Source organism: Syntrophotaleaceae bacterium (assembly GCA_041390365.1).
Lineage (GTDB): Bacteria > Desulfobacterota > Desulfuromonadia > Desulfuromonadales > Syntrophotaleaceae > JAWKQB01.
In genome coordinates, this window is sequence record JAWKQB010000001.1 from 1,385,362 (window position 1) to 1,404,392 (window position 19,031).

Here is a 19,031-nt window from a genome sequence, read left to right on the forward strand (position 1 = left end):
TTCCTCATTTTGTCGGGATAAATCCGTGCTTTTTAATGATTTTCTTGCCCTCTTCCGTATACAGGAAATCGATGAATTTTTTGGCAAGACCCTCCTGCTCGCCCTTGGTGTTGCTGTAGAGGCCGCGGGCGATCTTGTAGGAACCATCCTGCACGGTTTCGATGGTCGGCACCACGCCATCCAGGGCGACCGGGGCCACGGTCTCATCGATATGTCCCACGGACACGTAGCCGATGCCGTAGGGGTCCTGGGCAACAGCCGATTTCATCGCGCCATTGGAAACCACTACATGAGCGCCGGGGGTAATCGTTCCGCTATCCAAACCCTTTTTCCAGAAAACCTCGCGGGTTCCACTGGCCTCGTCGCGGGTATAGACATCGATTTTCCGGTCCGCTCCGCCGAGAGTCTTCCAGTTGTCTATCTTGCCCGAAAAGATGTCGATCATCTGGCTTTTGGTCAGGCCCTTAACCTTGTTCTCAGGATTCACCACCGGAGCGACCCCGTCAATGGCCCACTGATACAACTTGAGCTGATAGCGGCTGATTTCTTCTTCGGTCGGCTTCCGGCCGCTGTTGCCGATATCGACCAGGCCCTCGCCAACCTGCTTGATGCCGACCCCCGAACCGCCCCCGGCGATGCTGATCTGAATTTCCGGATTGAGGGCCATGATCTGCTGGGCGGCCTCTTTCATGACCGGAATGTGCGCCGTTCCTCCGGAAATTTTCACTTCCCCTTTTTCCTTCATAAAGGGGGCGAGGCTGTCGGAAAATGCCGGGGAACCGATGGCAAGCAGTAGAGCGGCAGCCGATACCATCTGGACCAGAAATGTTTTCATAGGTTTCTCCTTGAATTAAAAACAGAATAGGTAAAGTGGCAGGCTAGCAAATGCCATCCTGCATGTCGAATTGGAAATATTAATACCAGATGGGCTTGCGATTGATTTTATCGATATGAAAAATTTGAGAAACCAATCTGCAGGCAAGGCTGGAAGAGGAATCGATCAGCAAATGACAACAGCGTGTCCGCGATCCGGTTCGATCTCGCCGATCTTTTCCGCAAAGCACTCGTGCTCCTTGGCAAGACGCAGGAAAATTTCAGCCGATTCATCAGAAAGGGCGACAAGAAGCCCCCCGGAAGTCTGCGGATCGAACAGGGGGAGCAGGTCGTCGGCCGACGTCGTGATGCGGGAGGAACGGCTGTCCAGCAGAAACCGCGAATAGAAGTCGCGATTGCGGTAGCAGCCGCCCGGAATCAGGCCGCAGTTGATAAGCTCGGCTACGCCCGGCAGGACCGGCACCGCTTCGAGCTCCAGGACAGCGGTGACCCCCGCTCCCCGGGCCATCTCCGAAGCGTGACCGATGAGGCCGAAACCGGTGACGTCGGTACAGGCGCTCGCACCGCACTCCAACATGAGGCGCGCAGCAATGTTGTTGAGGGTGCTCATCCACCGGCATGCCTCCGACACTACGGCGTCGTCCACCATCTCCACCTTGATACCGGTGGAAATAATACCGGTTCCGATCGGTTTGGTGAGAATCAGATTGTCCCCCGCACGGGCGGTGGAATTCCGTACCACCCGTTCCGGATGGATGAGGCCGGTCACCGCGAGACCGTATTTGATCTCGTCATCCTCGACGCTATGTCCGCCGACCAGGCACGCCCCGGCTTCCCGTATTTTAGCGGCGCCTCCCGCCAGAATGGCTCGCAACGTTTCGGCAGGAACACTGCAGGGAGGGAAGAAGACCAGGTTCATTGCGGTCACGGGACGTCCCCCCATGGCAAAGACGTCGGAGAGGGCATTGGTCGCCGCAATGGCTCCGAACAGAAACGGGTCGTCCACCAGCGGGGTGATGATGTCGGTGGTTTCCACCAGGGCAAACTCGTCCCCGATGCGGTAGACGCCTGCGTCATCCGAGGTTTCGGGACCCACGAGCAGATTCGGGTCCGATTCCCCGAACAATCCCGACAAAGCTTGTTCCAGACCCTCCGGGCCCAGCTTGGCCGCTCAACCGGCCGCTTTCACCATCTGGGTCAGTTTGATGGTCTCCCTGCTCATCCAGTAAACTCCTGAAGATAGCCGGCGTCAGACTGCTCTCCCAGAACCTCCCGGCAGGCCCGGGGGATGTGCCCGACAATATCCAAAATCTGGGTAGCCGGTGTGGGCCTGGCATAGCTTCCGGCGAGCCGGTTGATGCGCATCGCTGCAACGGCCGCCTCCCGGATGGACATACCAGCGTCCATGAGAACGGAAACGATGCCCGTCAGAGTGTCCCCCGTTCCGCCAATCGCCTCCAGCGCTTCCTCCACGGGATGATCGACTGTCGCCAGTACCCCGCCCTCATCCGCCAGACAGTCCTGTGCTCCCTTGACCAAAAGGTAACGGGCGGCGTTCCCGTGCTGGTATGCGCGGGCAATGAGATCGGGAACGCGGTTGTCCTCGTGCAGGATGAATCCCCTGGTATAAAAAGGATGCGGCGCCTCTTCATCGGCCAGAAATGCCAACTCCCCCACGTCGGGGGTAAAGAGGTCATAGGCCGAGGCCTCGCCGCTCATTTTCGCCATATACATGAATCCGGCATCGGCAATGAGCCGCGGCCGCGGGTCCAGTTTCATGACCGCTGCCAGCAATGGCTTATGGCGATGGACGATGGGCTGCAGATAATGAAATGTGATGGTTTGGAAGGACATGCCGGGCAACCGTTCGGTCATGTGCCTGTAGAGACAATGGCTTCCCTTCCCTTTTCCCGTATCACCCACCAGCCAGGCAAAGGGCAGCGGCCGTCCCAGGGCTTGCGCCATTTTTGCCGCGGCGGCAAGCAAAGCGGGAGTCCCCCGGTTCACGTCAATGGACAATGTCCCTATGTGAAGCCGGTCTCCTTGGAACACAATGTCCCCTTCCACAAGGGGGAAATCCTCGGCAGGGACGGTACCCGCTATGCAGAGCATCGGCGCTTTACCTCCTCGTAGGCAAGCTGCAGCGCGTAGCCGCAGAGCGTATGCCCGACTTCCCGTGGACTCGGTGCCTCGGCAAGGGTCCGCCCGACCATGGACGCGGCCAGGTAGGGCACATCGGGACAGCCACCGCCCGATACGTTGACGAAGACACTTGTTTCCTTGTCGATGGTCAGCTTCATGTTTGCTGCCCGGACCATTAGGTATCTGCCGAAATCCTTGACCTGAAAAATGTCGACCGGCTGAAGAAGCGGGCCGGTCACGGGAACCACCTTCAGGGGCGGAATCTTTTCTGCTGCCAGCGTTCGCAGAATATCCAGCTGTTCTATCAGGGGGAACTCGATAACCAGGTCACACCCCTGGCGGACTTCCGGCGGCGGCCCCATGACCCGAACCGTCCAGCCTCCCTTTTTCAGGACGTTTTCGGCATGGATGACTTCGCTGGTATTTTCGAACAGAAGAAACCCCCGGTCGCACCGGTCATCAGGGCCGGGGGAGTCATCCTTTCGCTTCTTGCCTTGAAAAAAACCGAAAACGCCCAAGTCCTTACCCTCTTTTAATCGTTATGCCGCAACCATCCGATTCATCGCGGATATCCGCGACCGTCCAACCCTTCCCAGTCGCCGCGCGGCACACATTCTCTTTCGCGGTTTCGTTGTCGACTACTATCAAAATTTCATCCGAATCACCCGATTTGATCGCATTGATGGTCATGAGAACCGGTTGAGGGCAGGAAAGTCCCCGAGCATCTACCGAAATGGCCATGGTTTCCTCCTTATGCAATGGCAATTCTTTTTCGCATGGTAAACCCGATGAACAAACAGACCAGCAGCCCGATGACGACAGCCTGAATGCCATATTCCCCGATGCCGGCTGGTGAGCTGGCAAGGCCGAAATTATGACTGAAACCGGCCCCGGCGATCATCCCCAGGACAAAAATTGCGGCATCGCCGTCCCCTTCCCCGGCCAGGAAGAGCTGCCGTCCCGGGCAACCGCCGGCAAGGCAGAAGGCCAGGCCCGCCAGCAGCATCCCTCCAAAATTCCAGACCTGCATGGTATGAGCGACCGGCTGGCCCGCGAATCCCGGATGAAACTGGCCCAGAATGAGGTTGACTGCCAGGGCTGCAACGATGAGGGCAATGAACCCCGAAAGAAGATGGGTTTGTCGGAACAGAACGAAATCACGTATGGCACCCATGGTGCAGAATCGGCTCCGCTGGGCAAGAAATCCGATGAGAAGGCCCACGCCGAGGGAGACCAGAACCGGAGCATACATGGCGCCCGGCCCTTTCAAACTGTAAAACAGCACCCCGCTCTTTTCCGCTCCTGGAATGCTGGGGAAAATCACCAGAAGAACGAGCAGGCCCACCATCAGCAGGGGAAGCATCCATCCTGCAGCGGATTGGGTCTGCTGGGTCCGGCCGAGGTTGTATCCGCCCTTCAGGAAAAGGGTGCCGATCCAGATGCCGGCGGCGAGACCGAGCAGGCCGAAGATGGCGCTGCCGTCACCGCCGGCAAGACGCAGAGCCGCCCGCCATGGGCAGCCGAGAAACACCAGGGCCCCGATCATGGCGAAGGCGCCAAGCACGAACCGGACAATCGGCGCCGAGCCAAGGCGAGGGCGAAATTCCTTGAACAGATAGGCGGCAATCAGCGACCCGAGAACGAAGCCGATGATCTCGGGGCGGATGTACTGAACCACCTGGGCCCGGTGGAATCCGATGGCCCCGGCAATGTCACGTTCAAAACAGGCCACGCAAACCCCCATGTTGCCGGGATTTCCCCATTTCTGCAACAGGGCAGCCAGTATGCCGATAAAAACCCCGACGCCGATGATGCCCCAACGTCCTGCAAAGATGTTTTTCAACCTGACCATTTGGTTCCTCCTTGAATGCCATCGAATCAAACAAGATCGGCCGACTTTTCCAAAACAGGATGAGTGAAGACATTGAAAAGCCGACGAAAAGCTAACAAATGCAAAACTAAATGTCCAATTTGTAATATAAATAGAAAATAACTTGCCCATTGATAAAAGCCATAGAGAACAACTTGTCGAAAACCGAATTTCATGTTGGGGGAAAGCTGGACCAGCCTGGTCCAGCTTTCCCCCGACGATCACGCAAATCTTTCCACCTTGACCGCAGCTATCTTGTACTCGCCGGTCTGGCTGATGGGATCGAAGGCATGCACCGTCAACTCGTTTGTGGGGGTCGAAGCATGGTGCAGACTCATCCAGATCATGCCGGGCTGAACCCGATCGGTTATCTGAATCGCGGTCGTCACACTGCCTCTGCGGGATGTCACCCGCAAACGGTCGCCGGAATCCAGGGAAAGTTTTGCCGCGTCCAGCGGATGGACCATCGCGGCTTCTTCCGGCACGTAGGCCGCCAGCGCCGGGGATTGACGGGTAGTGACGTTGTAGTGGGAAAGAATGCGGCCGGTGGAAAGGAGGAAGGGATATTCCTCGTCGGGCATTTCCGCCGGCGGGATATGCTCTATCCCTTTCAACAGCCCCAGGCCACGGGTGAAGGTTTCTGTATGCAGAATTTTTGTTCCGGGATGACCAGCCCCTGGGCAGGGCCATTGCATCCCCGCCGCATCCATCTTGTCATAATTTATGCCGGTGAAGATGGGAGACAGAGCCGCCATCTCGTTCCAGATGTCCCCGGGCCAGCCGTATTCCATGGGATGCCCCATGCGCTTTGCCACCTCGCAGACAATCTGCCAATCGGCGCGGCTGTCGCCTATCGGTTCGATGGCCTTGCGCACCCGCTGCACGCGCCGCTCGGCGTTGGTGAAAGTGCCGTCCTTTTCTGCGAAACTGGCTCCCGGCAGGACCACATCGGCGTATTTGGCCGTCTCGGACATGAAGATCTCCTGAACCACCAGGAAGTCCAACGCCTTCATGGCCTTCTTGATATAATTCGCGTTCGGATCGGAAAGCACCGGATCTTCCCCCATGATATACATGGCCTTGACCCGGCCTTCCACAGCCGCGTCCATCATGGCGGGGATCATCATGCCCGGTTTTTCGACAAGCTTCACTCCCCAGGCCTTTTCGAATTTGGCCCGCACCTCGGGATCAGCCACTTTCTGATAGCCGGGATAATCGCCGGGCAGCGCTCCCATGTCGCAGGCGCCCTGGACGTTGTTCTGCCCGCGCAGGGGACTGACCCCCGATCCCAGCCGGCCGATATGACCGGTCAGCATGGCCATGTTGGCGGTGCTCATGACGTTATAGGTGCCGCAGACGTGTTCGGTAAGGCCGAGCGTATAACAGATCAGGGCATTCGGGGCTTTAGCATACATCCGGGCTACTTCATAGAGGATGTTTTCCGGCACCCCGGTCATTTCCGAAACACGAGCAGGGGTATATTTCTCGACTGTCGCCTTAAGGTCCTCAAAACCCTCGGTCCGCACCTCGACAAAATTCCTGTCGTGCAAACCTTCCTTGATAATGATGTGCATCAACCCATTCATGAGGGGAATGTCGGTACCGGACTTGATCTGCAGGAAATGATCGGCCTTGTCGGCCAATTCTATCCGACGGGGATCAACCACGACCAGCTTCGTTCCTTTTTGCACCGCCTGCAGCATCTTCGCCCCCACCATGGGGTGTGCCTCGGTGGGGTTGGCGCCGATAACGAAAAGCAGGTCGGTATGCAGTATGTCTTCGATCGAGTTGGTCATCGCGCCGCTGCCGAAGCTGGCGGCCAGACCGGCCACCGTGGGGGCGTGGCAGGTGCGGGCGCAGTGGTCTACATTGTTGGTGCCGCACACCGCCCGGATGAATTTCTGCAGAACATAGTTGTCTTCATTGGTGCAGCGGGCGGAAGAAAGAGCGGCGATGGCATCGCTGCCGAACTTGCTTTTGATCTCGCTGAATTTGCTCGCGACCAGATCCAGGGCTTCGTCCCAGGATGCTTCTACCAATTCCCCGTTTTTCCTGATCAGGGGCTTGGTCAGACGTTTCGGGCTGTGGACGTAGTCGATGCCGAAGCGCCCTTTGACGCAAAGATCGGGACCGTTTACCGGGCTGTCCGGATTGGAGGTGACGCCAATGACCCTGCCATCCTTGACATTCAGGTCAAAATTGCATCCCACTCCGCAGAAGGGGCAGGTGGTGCGGACCTTCTCCACTTCCCACTTTCTCCCTTTGCCGAGCATGGCTTTTTCGGTCAGCGCGCCGGTAGGGCAAACAGCGACGCAGCTCCCGCAGGAAACGCAGACCGAATCGGCCAACGCCTGGTCCATGGCAGTCGTCACCTTGGTCCTGAATCCGCGGTAGGCAAAGTCGATGACCGCCCTTCCCTGCTTTTCCTCGCACGCCCTGAGGCACTTCCCGCAGAGGATGCATTTGTTCATGTTCCTGACGACGAAAAGGTTGTCGTCTTCCAGCTTGTAATCATGACTTTCGCCGTTGAAAGCGCCGCGACGCACATCGTAAAAATAGGCGTAGTCCTGCAGCTTGCAATCGCCTGCCTGATGGCAGAGAAGGCAGTCTTCCGGATGGTTGGACAGAATGAGTTCCAGGATGGTTTTTCTGGCTTCAATAACAGCGGGGGACGCGGTCTCGACTACCATCCCCTCAAGGGCCTCGGTAACACACGAAGCCGACAGGTTTCGAGCGCCCTTGATTTCCACCACGCAGAGGCGGCAGGCACCGGGCTTGCTGAGCTCCGGGTCGTGACAAAGGGTGGGCACGAAAGACCCGGCTTTCCGGGCCGCATCAAGGACTGTTGTCCCTTTGGGGACGGTTGTTTGAATACCGTCGATGGTTAAATTGACATTGGACATTGAAGAGACCTCCTCTTGATATTTAAGTATTTCCAACACGAGAAATAATAAACTTTACAGTCAGTGGAAACCTTCCCCCCAGCCACCCAGCTTCAGCAAAATGCGCAAGAATCTGGTCATCATTTTCCATCACCTCCTTTCGTTTCCTGATCCGGTATCTTTCGCCTTCGCCGCATTACTTCAAAAAAAAGAAAAACCCGTACCAAAACAAGACAATAGGTCTGATTTGGAGCGGGTTTCGTTGGGTCCGCCGCCGGCGAAGGACGAAGTGCGCGCGCTTGGAACTATCTTTGTCGGATTAACTGAATATAAATCTCTCTGCCCTCATAAACGTTTTTGTTTATCCCTGCGTCCTGACAATGTCCCGGAACAGTCATCGCCGGCCGAGCATTTCCAGAAACGCTTCGATCCGCACCTTGAGCTGTTCGGAGTCCGATTCGGAATAATCGGTCTCGATCTGCAGAAATGGCAATCCGATCTTTTCCTGAACAAGCCGCTTCAGGGCATGGGATTCGATGTTGTAGGTATGGCACCCCTGCCAGGTGAGATCGATCACCCCGTCGACCCCGAATTCCTCCGCCAACTGTTCGACCAGCGTGAAGCGCCCGGGATTGGGGGACATGCAGGAGCAGGGCACCCGCAGGTAGCGTTCGGCGAGGGCGGTCAGGGGATCGCCCTCCTCCGCCACCCGATCGATCTTCTTGTACCCGGTGCAGTTTTCGAAACAGACCACGTTGCCGCCGCACTCCTCCACCAGGCGGACCACCTTGTCCGAACCGATTCCCACGGGCACACCGCTCAGCAGCACGCGCGGAGTCGCCTCGGTGAAGGGGGAGAGGCCGGCATCGGCCATTTCCCGCAATTCGGCCGTCAGTTGGTCGACCAGAGCGATGGTTTCTCTTCGATCGATGCTGAAACCGGTGTTGTGCAGCACCGTCAAAAGATCCATGCCGCTGAAGGGGGAAGGTTTTCGGCTGCAGATATCCATCAGCCTTTTCAGGGATCGGCGCTCCTCGTTGAGAAGCCGGATGGCCTCCCGCAAAGTCTCCGGAGTGATCTCGACACCAAAGGTCTCTTCAAGCCGATTCCTGAGCCGCTGCATCTCCCCGATCCAGGTCGTCAGGGCGGCTTCGTCCTGCACCTGGGGCAACTGCATGAGGTGCAAGGGTTTCAGCTCGCCGAGAAGTTCGTACATCTTCTTCTTGCCGTCGCAGGTGGTCTCGGCCACCAGCAGGTCGGCGAAATGCATGAAAGGGCAGGTGTCGGTGACGGCGAAACCGTAGCTCGACTTGATCAGGGGGCAGAGATTGCGCGGCAGGGTCCGCTCGGCAGCGGAAATCGGTACTTGACTGGTGCCGCACAGGGAAACGGGCACCGCGCCCGCCGCCACGATCAGTTCCGCGGGAGAATACTGGCAATAGGTGCCGACCACTTTCACCTCCGCCTCCCAGGATTCCTTCAGAGCGATAACATTCCGCTCACGCATGGTTTCAATCTGCTGAAAGGTTTTCGGTTTATCGACTGCCATAGATTTGCTCCTATCCCTTTTCATTCCCCAGCGATGAGGGCCGCACCGAGAGCGCCCACGAACTGCGGCTCCTCGGGCACATGAAGCCTCACGTCGAGGCGTGAGGCGATGACTTCGCAGATGGCGGGGTTTCGGGCCGTTCCGCCGGTGAAGGTGACCGTGTCCCGCAGTGCCACCCGCCCGGCCAGTCCCTGGACCCGCCGGGCGATGGTGTCGAAAATGCCGGCGGCGATCCGCCCCTTTTCCACCCCCCTGGCGAGCAGGCCGATGATCTCGGACTCGGCGAAGACGGTGCACATGCTCGACAGGGCAACCGGTTCGGCTCCGTCGGCGAGGTCGCCAAGTCCGTCTAGGGTCTCGTCGAGCACCCCGGCCATGACCTGCAGAAAGCGTCCGGTGCCTGCAGCACATTTGTCGTTCATGATGAAATCGCCGACCCTTCCCGCTTCGTCTAGGGCGATGACCTTGCTGTCCTGGCCGCCGATGTCGATCACGGTGCGGGTATCCGGCTGCAGATGGAGAGCGCCCCGGGCGTGGCAGGTAATCTCGGTTACCCGGCGGTCGAAGATGGGCAGTGATATCCTGCCGTAGCCGGTGCCGACTATGCTGCCGACCTGCTGCTCCGAAACGTCCGCACGGGCAAGGGCCTCCCGCAGGGCACACAGAGCAGCCTCGCGAGGATCCCACCCCGTAGGGACCACCGCCCTGCCCCGCACACCCACGTCAAATACCACAGCCTTGGTCGCGGTGGAACCGATGTCGATGCCGACGCTTATCATGGCGCGTCGCACCGTCTTTCACGATATCTTGATGACACCAGTGGTCTCCTTCTCGAGCTTGGCCAGTATTTCCGCCGCCATTGCTCCGTACCGGGGATTACCCCGGTCCCGCGGCCTGCTCATGGGAACGTCGATGATCTCCAGGATTCTGCCGGGATTCGTCGACATCACAAGAATACGGTCGGCCAGAAAAATCGCTTCATCGACGCTATGGGTGACGAACAGGATCGTGTTGCGATTCAGTTCCCGGATCCGCAGCAATTCCTTTTGCAGCACGATCCGGGTGTAGGCATCCAGGGCTCCGAAAGGCTCGTCCATGAGAAGAACCCGGGGTTCGGTGGCCAGGGAACGGGCGATGGCCACTCTTTGCTGCATGCCTCCCGAAAGTTCGTGGGGAAAAGCCTGGGCGAACTGCTCGAGCCCTACCAGCCGGAGATATTCCCCCGCACGCCTCTGCGAAGCCTCCCGGGTCAGGCCGGCAAATTCCAGTCCCGCGCGGACATTGTCCAGCACGGTCCGCCAGGGAAAGAGGGAATATTCCTGAAACACCATACCGATTTGACGGTGGGGCGCCATGATCGGTTCGTCATGGTAAAAGACGCACCCCGCCGTCGCCCGCTCTAGGCCGGCGATAATTCTCAGCAGGGTCGACTTGCCGCAACCGGAGGGGCCGACGATGCAGATGAAATCATTGGCGCCGACATCTAAGGAAACGTCCGCCAGTGCCTGGACGCATTTCCCGTTTTCAGTAACAAATATCTTTTCTACCCCGGACACCCGCAGGACGCTTTCCATGGCACTCCTTAACGGCACAGGCGTTGCCATTTGAATTGCCTTTCCTCGAAGCGTCGGAAAAGAAGGTCGAGTGCGGCTCCGACACAGCCGATGCTGATCATGCCGGCAATTACAACGTCAGTCCGGGCGACGGTGAAGGCATGGGTGATCAGATAGCCGACCCCGGACATGCTGCCGGGCAGCATCTCTGCGGATACCAGGCACATCCAGGAAACGCCGAGACCGATACGCATGCCGATGACGATGCCGGGAGCGGCGCCCGGCAGCAGCACCTTCAGGAAGATATCCCGCTTGCGGGCGCCGAGCATTCTGGCCGAGTCGATCAGGGTTTTTCTGACGCTCGACACACCGTTGATGGTGCTGGTCAGCACCGGATAGAATCCGCCGATGAAAATGATAAAGATCATCGAAAATTTCAGGTTATGCAGGTAGATATAGAACGTGCCCGGCTCGATCCCCGAAACGGTTGCCAGGCTGGCAACCCCGAACCAGGCGAGAACCAGGGGCACCCAGGCCAGAGGCGGGATAGGCCTGAATATGCCAAGAAAATTGCTGAAAAACCTGTTAACGATACCGTAGTACGCCATGAAAATACCGAGGGGAATCGCCAGGGCCACGGCCGTGAGATACCCGGCCGCCACCCTTGCCAGGCTGACGGCGATGTTGCCGATGAGAGACCCCATGCTGATCAGATCGCGGCCCGGATGTAAAAGAATCGCGAATACATTTTGGGGGGCGGGCAGAATGATTTCATTGCCGATCCAGGGCGTCAGGAAATGCCAGACAAGCAGCAAAAGGAACGGCGCGATAGAGGGAATCGTATACCTGAAGGCTCTCTCTTTCATCGCAGGATGACTCGAAAAAAACCCCCGCTGGAATAGGGCGCGCAACGGGGGCAGGGGGAAAGATTTACACGAACAAATCCCTGGGAACCGGGTTTTCAGGATTCGGGTATAAACTGGAACGCGAACAGGAGTTTTTCGACCTCTTCAAGGGTCTTGCCGTCCAGCTTTCCGGAAAAAACGGTGAGCTTGTTCAGAATGGACATGTAGGTGTCGACACCCTGCTTCCAGTTTTTTGAAGGAACCACCGTGTAAACGATGGTCGAATTCTCGACCGCCTCGGCGGGAGTGCCCATCCACTTTTCGGTAATCGCGGCAACCTCGGCCGGATGGGCGTTGCACCAGGCGGTGCTGGCCGCCATCAGCTCAACGAGTTTCCGCAGAGCTTCCGGATGGGCGGTCAGCATCTCTTCCCTGGCTGCCAGGACGCAGCAGGGGAAATTATGCCAGTCCCCTTTCGGGGGAAGGTCGCGCAGATCAGTAACGATCTGCCCGACTCCCTTGAGTTGAGCCACTTCCGGAAAGGGGGCGGGAGCCACCACTCCATCAACCTGGCCGGCGGTCAGAGAGGGTATGAAGTTGGAAGTCGACTTGAGATCGACCAGCAGCACATTGGCCGCAGGGTCGTTGGGGTTTTCCGTGACCTTGATCCCGGCGCGGTTCAAGGCGCTTTCAAGAACGATTTTCGGAGCGCTGGTCGGAGAGTGATATCCAATCGCGATCGGTCGTTTCGCCTTCTCGACCCGCGTGATGAAGGAATCCCAAGAAGTTATGAGGCTGCCTTTCGGCACCACCAGGCTCATGCCGTCCACGTGCAGAGGACAAAGGACCTTGACCTCGGCGCCGCGGTCGATCCCCGTCATGATTGCGGTTATGGAGGCCAGCGCCACATCTATCCGTTTCATGGCGAACATGGTTGCCGTCTCGGAACCGCTCTTGTTCAGAATGATGTCGAGATTCGCCAGTTTCCGGCCATCGGCAAAAAGCTCGTACTTCTCTTTTTGCAGCACCGGCTTGAGATAGACCCCGGAACTTTTGAACTCTTCTCCCCGGTCCAGTGCCGCGATCAGCGGGATGTGATGAGTGGTATTGATGTATCCGGTTCGAAGGTTGGGGATCGAAGCGTCGTTGGCAGCAAACGGCGAGGAAACCGTCAAAAGCACAAAGAGCCCGGCCAGTAACGATAAAGCCGAAGTTTGCCTGCGGCAGAACCTGCCCTTGCTGTCCATGATTTCCCTCCCTGAAAAATGATCGGAGCAATGTACGAAATCCAAATTAACGGCAAATTCGGACATCACCATAGGGCGAGAAAATGGATAAAGTCAAATTATAAATATTAATATAACAGATAGTTTCCATAGGTAAAACCGATGGTAGTAGGCAAAGCAGGAGGATGACACATATACGCGCTGGTCTTAGGGTATCTCAGCCCTGAAGGCAATAGGGAGGGGGCAAAAGGAGGGCCTTGACTTCTTCGCCGATCTCCAGGGGGGTGTGCCCCGCCGGGATGTCGATCAGGGCATTGGAGAACACCATGGATTTGAGGGCTCCGGGGCTCTGGATGCCCGCTGGAATTGCATGGTAGCGCCCGTTTTTCCACTCTACGACGGCTCGCAACAGGCGCCGCTGATTGCTGCCTTTTTTGAAGGGCTGATCCATGACGGCGCTGACTTCCGGAAGCCGCCCCGATTTCTTTCCGCCCATGACCCGGATGATCGGCCTCACCAGAAGGAGGAAAGTGATCATGGCCGCCGAAGGATTGCCGGACAGGCCGACGATCAGTTTTCCGTTCTTTTCCCCGCATACCGCAGGGGTTCCCGGCTTCATCCCCACTTTCCAGAACAGGATGTTTGCGCCGCTCAGCACAATGGCATCTCGAACCAGGTCCCGGCACCCAACGGAAGCGCCGCCGGTGGTAACCACCAGATCGTGTTCCGCAAGGGCCCGATCGAGCGAACGGGCAATAGCGGTTGTATCATCGGGAACGGTTTCATCGGGGCAGGCCCTCCCACCGGCCTCGGCTACCTGCATGGAGAGGGAATACAGGTTGCTGTTGAAAATTTTTCCGGGAGAGAGGGTCTGCCCCATTTCGAGCAGTTCATCACCGATCGAGATGACTGCAACTTTGGGTTTTCTGAAAACTTGTACTTTTTCTATCCCCAGCGAGGCCAGGAGTCCTACGACAGCGGGCGTGATATTCGCGCCTTTGCCCAGAACCCTTTCTCCCCGGGCAACGTCTTCACCCTGGGGCACGACATTCTCCCCGGATCTAAGCCGGGAGCCGATGATAACGGCATCCCCTTCACAGATAACATCTTCAAACTTGATGATACAGTCACTCCCTTCCGGCAGGGGAGCTCCGGTGGTAATGGCCATGACTTCCCCTGGCAACAAGGGTCGGGTGGCCATGCCGCCGGCAAATACGGATTGAACCATGCGGAGTGTGACAGGACGGTTTTTATCGGCCTGCACGGTATCTTCGGCACGAAGGGCGTAGCCGTCCAGGGGCGATCGGCAAAAAGGAGGAAGAGGGAAGCCGGCCTCGATATCCTCGGCCAGAATCCTTTCAAAGGCATCGACGACCGGAATAACCTCCGTTCCGACTGTCGATGCATAATTTTCCAGGATTCCAAGTGCATTTTCCATCGATATGGATTGCAGCATTCCTCAGTTACCTTTCCTCCAGATAGTGGGGCCCCCGCCCGGGGGCCCCGGAACATAACAATCGGACCGTAATGCATCCGCTTTATTCGCGGCTCTACACAGTCGCCGCTTTTTCAATCTTGACGGCCGCCACCTTGTACTCGCCGGTCTTGCTGACCGGGTCGAAGGCATTGACGGTCAGTTCGTTGGTGGGAGTATCCCGATAATGGAAGCTCATCCAGATCATGCCGGTCTGAACCTTGTCGGTGACCCACACCCTGGTCTTGACGCTTCCCCGCCGGGAGGTGACCTGAACGGTATCGCCGGTGCAGACACCGAGGGCCATGGCGTCGGTGGGGTGGACCATGGCGGCCTCTTCCGGCTTGTAGGCCTGCAACGCTCCCGAATGTTGAGTGGTCACGTTGTAGTGGGACAGGATGCGCCCGGTGGACAGCAGGTACGGGTACTCCTCGTCGGGCATTTCCGCAGGCGGCGTATGGTCGATCGCCTTGAAAAGACCTTTGCCGCGGGTGAAACTCGCCGTATGCAGGATCGGCGTACCCGGATGGTCCAGGTTGGGGCAGGGCCACTGCAGCCCGGTGTGCTCGATCCGCTCATAAGTGATGCCGCCGTAAGAGGGGGTCAGGGCCCTCATCTCGTTGAAGATCTCTTCCGGATTGGCATAATCCCAGGCATTCCCCATGCGTTTGGCGACATCGAGGATGATGCACCAGTCGGCCCGGGTATCGGCAATCGGCTCGATGGCCTTGCGCACCCTTTGCACCCGCCGCTCCGAGTTGGTGAAGGTTCCCTCCTTCTCGGCGAAGCTGGCGCCGGGCAGGATGACGTCGGCCAGTTTCGCGGTTTCGGACATGAAGAGTTCCTGCACCACGACGAAGTCCATGCTCTTCAGAGCCTTCTTGATGTGGTTGGCGTCGGGATCGGTCATAACCGGGTCCTCGCCCAGGATATACATCGCCTTGAGTTTGCCTTCCACCGCGGCGTCCATCATATCCGGAATCATGAGACCGGGCTTGTTGGATAGTTTGACCCCCCAGGCCTTTTCGAACTTGGCCTGCACCTCGGGATTCACCACCTTCTGGTAGCCGGGGTAGTCGCCGGGCAGGGCCGCCATGTCGCAGGCCCCCTGGACGTTGTTCTGTCCGCGCTGTGGATTGACCCCACAGCCTTCCTTGCCCAAATGTCCGGTCAGCATGGCGATATTGGCGGTGCTCATGACGTTGTCCACGCCGCAGACATGCTCGGTAATGCCGAGGGTATAGCAGAGCATGGCTTTTTCGGTTGTCGCATAGAGCCGGGCCGCATCATACAGAAGATTCACCGGAACTCCGGTGACTTCCGAAGCTTTTTCCGGAGTCCACTTCGCTACGGCGGCTTTCAGTTCCTCAAAGCCTTCGGTACGCTCTTCGACGAACTTTTTGTCGTAGAGATCTTCCTTGATGATGATGTGCATCAGGCCGTTCAACAGGGGGATATCGGTGCCGGGCCGCAGCTGCATAAAGATGTCGGCCTTCTCGGCAAGCTCGATCCGACGGGGGTCGGCCACGATCAGCTTGGTCCCTCTGTTCATGACTGAGGACAGGATCTTGGCACCCCCAACGGGATGTGCTTCAGTGGGGTTGGAGCCGATGACGAAAAACAGATCGGTTTTCAGGTAATCAGCCCAGGAGTTGGTCATTGCGCCGCTGCCAAAGGAGGTAGCCAGACCGGCTACCGTGGGAGCGTGTCACGTTCGAGCGCAGTGATCTATGTTGTTGGTACCGATCCCCGCGCGCATGAATTTCTGCAGCAGATAATTTTCTTCATTGGTGCAGCGGGCCGAAGAAAGAGCGGCGATGGAATCGCTGCCGTACTTTTTCTTGATCTGGCCGAGCTTGCTCGCCACCAGGTCGAGAGCTTCCTCCCAGGAGGATTCGACGAACTCCCCTTTTTTCTTGATGAGGGGCTTGGTCAAGCGGTTCGGGCTGTGAACGTAATCGACTCCGAAACGACCCTTGACGCACAGATCGCGGCCATTGGCCGGGCTGAGGGGATTGGAGGTGACGCCGATGACCTTCCCCTGGTGCACGTTGAGATCGAAATTGCAACCCACCCCGCAGAAGGGGCAGGTGGTGCGAACCTTTTCCACTTCCCATTTTCTCGCCTTGCCGATCATGGCCTTTTCAGTCAGGGCGCCGGTGGGGCAGACGGCAACGCAACTGCCGCAGGAAACGCAGACCGAATCGGCCAGCGGCTTGTCCATGGCGGTCGTGACCTTGGTTTTGAAGCCGCGGTAGGCGAAGTCGATGACCGCCCTGCCCTGCTTTTCTTCGCAGGCTCTCAGGCACTTGCCGCAGAGGATGCACTTGTTCATGTTCCTGACGATGAACAGATTGTCGTCCTCGAGATCGTATTTGTGCTGCTCCCCGCCGAAAGCGCCGGGTTTTACATTGTAAAAATAGGCATAGTCCTGCAACTTGCAGTCACCGGCCTGATGACAGGTGAGGCAGTCTTCGGGATGGTTGTCCAGCATCAGCTCCAAGATGGTCTTGCGGGCCTCGATGACGGCCGGGCTGGCGGTCTGCACCTCCATCCCTTCGGCAGCTTCGGTCACGCAGGAAGCGGGCATATTGCGAGCGCCCTTGATTTCCACCACGCAGATGCGGCAGGAGCCGGGTTTGGTCAGCTCAGGATCGTGACAGAAGGTCGGCACAAACGACCCGGCCTGCCACGCGGCTTCCAGGACGGTCGTCCCCTTGGGGACGGTGACCTGTTTGCCGTCGATAGTCAAAGTGACTTTGGGCATTGATCTTTCCTCCTTTTTTCTCTTTGCGGACTAAGCCTTCACGATGGCGTCGAACTTACATTTGGGAACGCAGGCGCCGCATTTGACGCACTTCGCAGGATCGATGACATGGGCGCTTTTCTTCTCGCCGCTGATTGCGCCGACGGGGCAGGCCTTGATGCAGACGCCGCAACCGACGCACTTGTCAGCCAGGACGGTGTAGTTCAGCAGGGCCTGACACACCCCGGCCGGACAGCGCTTTTCGTTGATGTGGGCTTCGTACTCCTCGCGGAAATACTTCAGCGTGGTCAGCACCGGGTTCGGGGCCGTCTGCCCCAGCGCACACAGGGCCGCGCTCTTGATGACTCGGGCCAGACGCTCCAGGTTGTCCATATCCTCCGGCACGCCCTGCCCGTCACAGATCCGCTCGAGGGTCTCCAGCATCCGCTTGGTGCCTTCCCGGCAGGGGGTGCACTTGCCACACGATTCCATCTGGGTGAAGTTGAGGAAGTACTTGGCGATGTCCAGCATGCAGCTGGTTTCGTCCATGAACACCAGGCCGCCGGAGCCCATGATCGCCCCGGCCTGGCCGAGAGATTCATAGTCGATAGGCAGATCCAGTTTTTCCGTCGGCAGACAGCCTCCCGAAGGTCCGCCGCTCTGCACCGCCTTGAACTTCTTGCCGTCCTTGATGCCGCCGGCGATGTTGTAGACCAGATCGCGCAGCGTGATGCCCATGGGTACTTCGCACAGACCGGTATGGTTGATCTTGCCGGTGATGCAGAACACCTTGCTCCCCTTGCTCTTTTCGGTGCCCATGCTGGAGAACCAGTCGCCGCCTTTGCAGATGATGTTGGGTATGTTGGCGAAGGTTTCCACGTTGTTCAGGCAGGTCGGCTTCTGCCACAGCCCCTTGTGGGCCGGGAACGGCGGACGCACCCGCGGCATCCCGCGCTGTCCTTCGATGGAATTGAGCAGGGCCGTCTCTTCGCCGCAGACGAAGGCGCCGGCGCCGGCCTTGATCCGAACCTTGAAGTTGAAGCCGCTGCCCATGATGTTCTCACCCATGATGCCCATCTCTTCAGCTACCTTGATGGCCATGTTGAGACGACGGATGGCCAGCGGATACTCGGCCCGGCAGTAGATGACACCTTCATCGGAACCGATGGCGTAGGCGGCGATCATCATCCCTTCGAGCACTGCGTGGGGATCGCCTTCCAGGACGCTGCGGTCCATGAAGGCCCCGGGGTCGCCTTCGTCGGCGTTGCAGACGATGTATTTCTTGTCGCCCACCGCATCATGCACGAACTGCCACTTGGTGCCGGTGGGAAAGCCGCCGCCGCCCCGGCCGCGCAGACCGGATTTCTTGATCTCGTCGATGATGGCGAGGCGGTCCATGGTCAAGGCTTTTTCGATCCCCTGATAGCCGCCAGTGGCGATATAGTCCTCGATGCGCTCGGGGTTGGTCCTTCCCAGGCGGGAAGTGACCGAACGGACCTGCTGCTCGTAATACCCGGACTTTTCCATGACGGGAATGCCCTTATAGGCTTTTGCCTTACCCGTAATCTGGATCTGCGCCTGCTCGGCGACCGGGGTTTTCTGCACGATGTGGCTCTGGATCAGCGGCACCACGTTTTCGGGAGAAACGCCCCCGTACACAACGCTGGCCTCGCCGGGCAACGCCATCTCCACCACCGGCTCGGCGAAGCACATGCCGATGCAGCTGGTGAAATCCACGTCCACGTCCAGGCCTCCCTTTTTCACTTCGGCCTTGATCGCGTCCATGACCTTGTTACCGCCGGCAGCAATCCCGCAGGTGCCCAGACCGACCACGATCCGGGGGCGCTCCTGCTTCTTTTTGTACTCTTTCTCTATTTTCGAGCGTTCTTTCTTCAAGGTGCTCATCGTTC

Annotated in this window: 15 protein-coding genes; all 15 read right to left on the reverse strand. The window is 58.2% G+C overall.

Translation table 11 applies throughout. From position 1 onward, the window contains the following. Window positions 1–4: 4 nt before the first annotated feature. Window positions 5–835 carry a phosphate ABC transporter substrate-binding protein gene (locus tag R2940_06410; protein MEZ4599404.1) on the reverse strand — a complete coding sequence of 277 codons (831 nt, stop codon included), beginning with the start codon at window positions 833–835 and terminating at the stop codon, window positions 5–7. A gap of 165 nt (window positions 836–1,000) precedes the next feature. After that, on the reverse strand, window positions 1,001–2,056 hold the full coding sequence (selD, locus tag R2940_06415; GenBank protein MEZ4599405.1) for a selenide, water dikinase SelD: 1,056 nt from the start codon (window positions 2,054–2,056) through the stop codon (window positions 1,001–1,003). Continuing rightward, complete coding sequence (locus tag R2940_06420; GenBank protein MEZ4599406.1) at window positions 2,053–2,946, reverse strand: NAD(P)H-hydrate dehydratase; 894 nt, start codon at window positions 2,944–2,946, stop codon at window positions 2,053–2,055. The genes selD and R2940_06420 overlap by 4 nt, the downstream gene beginning before the upstream one ends. Then, window positions 2,934–3,494, reverse strand: coding sequence for a DUF3343 domain-containing protein (locus R2940_06425; protein ID MEZ4599407.1), 561 nt, complete (start codon window positions 3,492–3,494; stop codon window positions 2,934–2,936). The genes R2940_06420 and R2940_06425 overlap by 13 nt, the downstream gene beginning before the upstream one ends. Before the next feature lie 4 nt (window positions 3,495–3,498). After that, window positions 3,499–3,717 (reverse strand): sulfurtransferase TusA family protein, encoded by a 219-nt coding sequence (locus R2940_06430; GenBank protein MEZ4599408.1) that lies wholly within the window; start codon window positions 3,715–3,717, stop codon window positions 3,499–3,501. A gap of 10 nt (window positions 3,718–3,727) precedes the next feature. Continuing rightward, window positions 3,728–4,828 (reverse strand): YedE family putative selenium transporter, encoded by a 1,101-nt coding sequence (gene yedE, locus R2940_06435; GenBank protein ID MEZ4599409.1) that lies wholly within the window; start codon window positions 4,826–4,828, stop codon window positions 3,728–3,730. 239 nt (window positions 4,829–5,067) lie between these two features. Then, complete coding sequence (gene fdhF / locus R2940_06440; GenBank protein ID MEZ4599410.1) at window positions 5,068–7,749, reverse strand: formate dehydrogenase subunit alpha; 2,682 nt, start codon at window positions 7,747–7,749, stop codon at window positions 5,068–5,070. Window positions 7,750–8,122: 373 nt separating this feature from the next. Next, the gene (locus tag R2940_06445) at window positions 8,123–9,277 is read right to left on the reverse strand and encodes a double-cubane-cluster-containing anaerobic reductase (protein ID MEZ4599411.1); all 1,155 of its coding nucleotides are present in this window, start codon (window positions 9,275–9,277) and stop codon (window positions 8,123–8,125) included. Between the two features lie 20 nt (window positions 9,278–9,297). After that, on the reverse strand, window positions 9,298–10,056 hold the full coding sequence (locus R2940_06450) for an acyl-CoA dehydratase activase (protein ID MEZ4599412.1): 759 nt from the start codon (window positions 10,054–10,056) through the stop codon (window positions 9,298–9,300). An 18-nt stretch (window positions 10,057–10,074) separates the two neighbouring features. After that, window positions 10,075–10,851 carry an ABC transporter ATP-binding protein gene (locus R2940_06455; protein MEZ4599413.1) on the reverse strand — a complete coding sequence of 259 codons (777 nt, stop codon included), beginning with the start codon at window positions 10,849–10,851 and terminating at the stop codon, window positions 10,075–10,077. 8 nt (window positions 10,852–10,859) lie between these two features. Beyond that, complete coding sequence (locus tag R2940_06460; GenBank protein ID MEZ4599414.1) at window positions 10,860–11,696, reverse strand: ABC transporter permease; 837 nt, start codon at window positions 11,694–11,696, stop codon at window positions 10,860–10,862. Between the two features lie 95 nt (window positions 11,697–11,791). Next, entirely contained in the window at window positions 11,792–12,922 is a 1,131-nt protein-coding gene (locus R2940_06465) for an ABC transporter substrate-binding protein (GenBank protein ID MEZ4599415.1), read from the reverse strand. Between the two features lie 196 nt (window positions 12,923–13,118). Continuing rightward, the gene (locus R2940_06470) at window positions 13,119–14,357 is read right to left on the reverse strand and encodes a molybdopterin molybdotransferase MoeA (GenBank protein MEZ4599416.1); all 1,239 of its coding nucleotides are present in this window, start codon (window positions 14,355–14,357) and stop codon (window positions 13,119–13,121) included. A gap of 94 nt (window positions 14,358–14,451) precedes the next feature. After that, window positions 14,452–17,142 (reverse strand): formate dehydrogenase subunit alpha, encoded by a 2,691-nt coding sequence (fdhF, locus tag R2940_06475; protein ID MEZ4599417.1) that lies wholly within the window; start codon window positions 17,140–17,142, stop codon window positions 14,452–14,454. A gap of 30 nt (window positions 17,143–17,172) precedes the next feature. Beyond that, complete coding sequence (gene nuoF, locus R2940_06480) at window positions 17,173–19,026, reverse strand: NADH-quinone oxidoreductase subunit NuoF (GenBank protein MEZ4599418.1); 1,854 nt, start codon at window positions 19,024–19,026, stop codon at window positions 17,173–17,175. Window positions 19,027–19,031: the final 5 nt, after the last annotated feature.

Bases quoted from the DNA above. Each gene is read 5' to 3' on its own strand.
- R2940_06410 (MEZ4599404.1), bottom strand. From the start codon at position 835: ATGAAAACATTTCTGGTCCAGATGGTATCGGCTGCCGCTCTACTGCTT.
- R2940_06420 (MEZ4599406.1), bottom strand. From the start codon at position 2,946: ATGCTCTGCATAGCGGGTACCGTCCCTGCCGAGGATTTCCCCCTTGTG.
- R2940_06430 (MEZ4599408.1), bottom strand. From the start codon at position 3,717: ATGGCCATTTCGGTAGATGCTCGGGGACTTTCCTGCCCTCAACCGGTT.
- yedE (MEZ4599409.1), bottom strand. From the start codon at position 4,828: ATGGTCAGGTTGAAAAACATCTTTGCAGGACGTTGGGGCATCATCGGC.
- fdhF (MEZ4599410.1), bottom strand. From the start codon at position 7,749: ATGTCCAATGTCAATTTAACCATCGACGGTATTCAAACAACCGTCCCC.
- R2940_06445 (MEZ4599411.1), bottom strand. From the start codon at position 9,277: ATGGCAGTCGATAAACCGAAAACCTTTCAGCAGATTGAAACCATGCGT.
- R2940_06450 (MEZ4599412.1), bottom strand. From the start codon at position 10,056: ATGATAAGCGTCGGCATCGACATCGGTTCCACCGCGACCAAGGCTGTG.
- R2940_06455 (MEZ4599413.1), bottom strand. From the start codon at position 10,851: ATGGAAAGCGTCCTGCGGGTGTCCGGGGTAGAAAAGATATTTGTTACT.
- R2940_06460 (MEZ4599414.1), bottom strand. From the start codon at position 11,696: ATGAAAGAGAGAGCCTTCAGGTATACGATTCCCTCTATCGCGCCGTTC.
- R2940_06465 (MEZ4599415.1), bottom strand. From the start codon at position 12,922: ATGGACAGCAAGGGCAGGTTCTGCCGCAGGCAAACTTCGGCTTTATCG.
- R2940_06470 (MEZ4599416.1), bottom strand. From the start codon at position 14,357: ATGCTGCAATCCATATCGATGGAAAATGCACTTGGAATCCTGGAAAAT.
- nuoF (MEZ4599418.1), bottom strand. From the start codon at position 19,026: ATGAGCACCTTGAAGAAAGAACGCTCGAAAATAGAGAAAGAGTACAAA.